Origin of the sequence: Parashewanella hymeniacidonis, assembly GCF_016900895.1 — a bacterium.
Classification (GTDB): domain Bacteria; phylum Pseudomonadota; class Gammaproteobacteria; order Enterobacterales; family Shewanellaceae; genus Parashewanella; species Parashewanella hymeniacidonis.
On sequence record NZ_JAFEUN010000185.1, the window covers coordinates 1 to 4,539 of the forward strand.

The window sequence follows — 4,539 nt, forward strand, 5'->3', positions numbered from 1 at the left end:
AGTTTCACTGTCGGTATAGCGAAAGCTAACTTCAGTATCGGTCGCATTAATGATGTCTCTGTCAGGTAATACACCACGATACAAATATCGAGAAAGATACTTAAGCGCAGGTAATCCTTTGCCCACATGCCGACAGTTGACGACCCATTCTTGTGGTATTGATTTTGGCAGCTTGAGTTTAAGCTGATGGTTTATTGCCTCAAGCATTCGGCCTCGCCACGCTTGCGCCAGCGCCTTGCCGTTAAACAAATACTTTCCCTTATCTTTGCACCACTGTTTACGAGCGGCATTGAAACCGCCAGCGGGTATCACCACATGAATGTGTGGGTGAAATTGCCGTTGCCTCCCATGGGTGTGTAATACCGATGTAAAAACTAATGTCAGCTTGTAAGTTTTTTTTGCGTTTGGCAAAGTCTTTCAGCAGGCTTTGGCTGACGCTAAACATGGCATCAAACACTTGTTGTTGATGATGATGAAACGTCAGCGGTCGAAGCTCGGCAGGCAAGGTAAAGGTCACCATGTAATACTCGACAGGTAATAATTTCATTTGCTGACGGTTGAGCCAGTCTTGAGTGGTGTTGTGCTGGCACAAGCTGCAATTACGATGACCACAAGGCACAGGGTCAATCGGTTTGGGAGCAGTTTTACTCACTGGCAGCCTAATTGTGTCTGAAAATCAGTGTTCTTGTGTTCAATTTCGAAGATGCGACAGAACCTGAACGGGCGGGCTTTAAAAATGGATTTTCAATAGAAAAATTTAAGGTCGTATAGAGACTGTTTTGTCAACGTTTAGATGGATTGGCTTAATCTAAATTTAATGAATATTTAATGGTTACTACTGGATTTATAACTATGTTTGTAATTTACTAATTATAACTAGTAACTGAACTTAATTAGGCTTGCTATGAAACACTTTTATCCATCTATATCACGATTAGGCTTCAACCTAGTTGCTATAGCTACATTACACACACCAATGTTCGCTTTTGCACATGGTGCAATGCAATTTCCACAAGCTAGACAATATTACTGTCGTTTTTCGGAAAAACCTGAAGCCCCAGTATCAAGGATCTGTAGAGATTATAAAAAAAATGTTTACAACTGGAATGCTGTTCGAAAAAACATCCAAGATGAAGACAACTACCAAAACAACGGTATTAATGACAAGAACATATGTGGACTAGGGTTTACTGCCTTAGACGAAATGCCTAGTGATATAAAAGCAACATCAGAAGATGATGAAGGTAATCCTATAACCGCTGGGAAAGATTTAACATTTGTATACGATGCGACTGTAGCTCATAAAACTAAAGCTATTGATCTTTATATAACTAATAATGGTTATGATCAAAATGCTCCTTTAACGTGGAAAGAAATGACTAAGTTTTGCTCCATTAAAGGGGATTATTTAACAGGGTCAACACCTTGGAAGTTTACTTGTCACATACCTGAAGATCATGAAGGTCATCACGTCATAGCCAGTATTTGGTTAACCGATACTGGAACTGGTGATGTGTTTGATGGGTGTAGTGATGTGCTAATTAGTAAAAATAAGACAATGATGCCAGTCAATATTAACAAGAGTAATGTACTTGGCTCTTTAGATAAAACTAACACCAATCCATTGATAAAAAATAATTTCACTCAAATTACAAAGCTCGGTGATGAGAGACAAGAACAACAACTAGAACAGCAGAGATTAGAAGAACAAAGAAGAGAACAACAACGAGAACAGCAGAGATTAGAAGAACAAAGAAGAGAGCAACAACGAGAACAGCAAAGATTAGAAGAGCAAAGAAGAGAGCAACAACGAGAACAGCAAAGATTAGAAGAGCAAAGAAGAGAGCAACAACGAGAACAGCAGAGGGGAGTTTCCAAATAATCAAGCGATAACGCAGCAGAAATGACCAATTTACGCTGTCTTCGATGCTTTTGAGCGCTCCCTGTTCTTTGTTGTGAGCAATTCATTTAGATTGCTAAACTTCATTGCTCACGCCTTGAACAGATAAATGCTCAAATAGCACAAAATTTAATCCTGAAAGATCAACACGCCCTAGAGTTAAATTTTAAGAAAATTTTATGTCATAGTCTCTTGTTAGGCTAGCCGAATTCATATGCTAAGGGCAGTAACAAATTAAAATGACTAATTGGAAACGACCTCTAGACGTTCGATCCGAACATTTACAGTAATAAGTACTTAACGATAAATTTTTTAAGATTTTATCGTCAGGTACTTATTTGAATATGATGTTAATGGGGAGGTACTTACTTCCCTCTTAAAAAATCTACGAGTTTCAATCAAACTACTTTAAGCAGCATATTTCATTTTTCTGCCACAAAATCTATCAGTTTCGACTGCAGTTGATTTGCTGTCATTTCATTGCCTTTGATTCTAAGCAGCTCAATAACACTTTCAGCCGTACATAAGCCATTTCCCCGTTGATTACGCCTCAACTGGTATATTGATTCTGTAGATGTTTCTATTTTTACTTTTGGAAGCTCTTTGAGATAAGGGCTTTTATTGAATATCTTTTGTGCTTCTTGCCACGTACCGTCTAACACTATATCATAGACTGAACTTTAAGAATTAAAGTGAGAAAAAATATTGTTCAAGCTACTGTTACCTTTAGATTTTTTCTGTTGAGCCAAAGTGGCGTTCTTTTTCAAATAAATATATGCCCACTCAAGCCTTTCTTTTAGAGTTGAATATTCTCTATCAGCGATAGCTTGTATTAAAGGAATAAACCAAACCTCAGCATTCGTTGCGGCTTTGAAAAATGATATTTGCTCAACAGCTTTCGTTGCTACTGCCCTTTTTAAAATAAGCGCAAGCAAACTTGCCCAGACTAATCCTTCAACAATTGGTTTTTTCTGAGTATTGAATTTTCTCAGGTTATTATGCGATTTTAACTCTTTAAACAGAAGTTCTACTTGCCACCGAACTCGATATAGCATCATCACTTCATCCGCACTAAACTCAGCTCGTGACAAATTGGTTAACCAAATCACAAACTTCTCTTCAGATGCAACCCAGCATCGAATCAAACGGCACTGATATTTCCCCCATTCGACATCAAAGTCCATCACTTTTTGACTACTTTGCTTTTGAGATACATCCTTGAGTTTCTTGCCGACTGGTCGCTTTAATTCTTTTCCCTTGCCATTATAAGCCTTGATGATTGTTGGGTTTAAGTTGCACTTTCCTTTGACAATATAGCTTGCATTATTGTTATCTAGTTCAGCAAAATATGGCGTGTTTACATATCCTGAATCGGCCAAAAATAAGCAGCTTCTGAGTGTGTGAACTGCTGGTAAATAATCATGTTCCGATACAGAGTCTGCATCGATTTCCATTCGTATGATTTTGCGCTCAAACAATGACCAGCTCACATGACATTCAATCGCAGCAGGTGCAGTTTTGGTAAAGCGCCCTTTAAATTCAGAGGCCAATTCTGGATGTACCGTCAGTGATGAACCATCATGTAAAATAACCTGCTTGAACTGCTTCAGCCTCTCAGGCATTTCATGCTCCTGAGGCAGTAATGTCGCCATGGCTTGTTTGGTGATGAGTTTCATAAACTCAGGGAATGCTTGCTTAGCAAGCTGATTGTGAAAAAGCTTATATTCTACAAACTCATCTTCAGATAATCTCATGCCGTTGAACTGTCTAACAATTTTATTAATCGAAGAAGCATTACTTTTGCTTAAAGCTGCAACAAGGCTGGTGACCAATTCCAGAGGCTTAATCGCTCTAATACGTTTCATAAAACCAATGCTTTGGCTTGCTCATTTAGGACTGAAGGAATAAAGAATTTGGTGATTTGTTGCTTAACTGAAATAATAGACATTGGCTTCTGAGTGATTACTTTTACTTTGGCGAGAAAATTTGATCACAAATGAAGCCTTTTTTCTATCTTTTTATCACCTTATACTTAAGATCCTGTCTATGACTAGTTTATAGAGATAGTGTTTATCCATATAAAAACTTTTTTGTTTTGTTAATAGATCCATCTGAAGAATTTAACCTTATGGATGAGGAAGGAAATTCTATTAGTAGAGAGCTTTCATCTAAATGTAGCCGAGACTATGCCACTTTGTGGAATGATAGATACATCGATTGTGATGAGACTGACAATGGTTACTTTGAGTTCCAAGGTGACGTGTTCACTGTAGATAGAGATGCTTTCAAAGATAGAATACGACACTTAAAAAAATATGCATACTGACTATCACTGCATTTGATTCTTTGGCTATTGATACAAATGTAGTTGGCTTTGTTCTTATTGGTTCACCATGAAAGCGACGTGGCTTTATTCCTTTATTGGTAACCGAGCGAGAGCGGCACATTGGACACTTCATCGGAGTGTTATGGGCAATGTTTAAGATTATCGAACCATTTTCATATTTGGTTGAAATGTGATGATAAGGGCCTTGAATACCGAACCCGTGATAAAGAAGTGATGTGGACATTGAGATCTTTTTAGGGAGCATTATACTCTAATTTTTTTCACTGAACATCTGTCTTACGGAAGAACCGAA

4 protein-coding genes and 1 pseudogene are annotated in these 4,539 nt (G+C 37.9%); 1 reads left to right on the forward strand and 4 read right to left on the reverse strand.

The features are described from left to right. Positions 1-622: pseudogene (locus tag JQC92_RS22810) on the reverse strand (IS91 family transposase); the annotation flags it as partial. A 282-nt stretch (positions 623-904) separates the two neighbouring features. Here JQC92_RS22810 and JQC92_RS21055 point away from each other — a divergent pair. Beyond that, positions 905-1,882: a lytic polysaccharide monooxygenase gene (locus tag JQC92_RS21055; RefSeq protein ID WP_205001497.1), complete on the forward strand. Its 978-nt coding sequence runs from the start codon at positions 905-907 to the stop codon at positions 1,880-1,882. A 440-nt stretch (positions 1,883-2,322) separates the two neighbouring features. Here JQC92_RS21055 and JQC92_RS21060 read toward each other — a convergent pair whose 3' ends face one another. The 3 genes from JQC92_RS21060 to JQC92_RS21070 all read right to left on the reverse strand — a co-directional run bounded on the left by JQC92_RS21060 (position 2,323) and on the right by JQC92_RS21070 (position 4,470). Continuing rightward, positions 2,323-2,562, reverse strand: coding sequence for a DTW domain-containing protein (locus tag JQC92_RS21060; RefSeq protein WP_205001498.1), 240 nt, complete (start codon positions 2,560-2,562; stop codon positions 2,323-2,325). Between the two features lie 18 nt (positions 2,563-2,580). Further along, positions 2,581-3,765 (reverse strand): IS4 family transposase, encoded by a 1,185-nt coding sequence (locus JQC92_RS21065; protein ID WP_205001499.1) that lies wholly within the window; start codon positions 3,763-3,765, stop codon positions 2,581-2,583. A 420-nt stretch (positions 3,766-4,185) separates the two neighbouring features. Then, positions 4,186-4,470 carry a hypothetical protein gene (locus tag JQC92_RS21070; protein WP_205001500.1) on the reverse strand — a complete coding sequence of 95 codons (285 nt, stop codon included), beginning with the start codon at positions 4,468-4,470 and terminating at the stop codon, positions 4,186-4,188. Between the last annotated feature and the right edge of the window lie 69 nt (positions 4,471-4,539).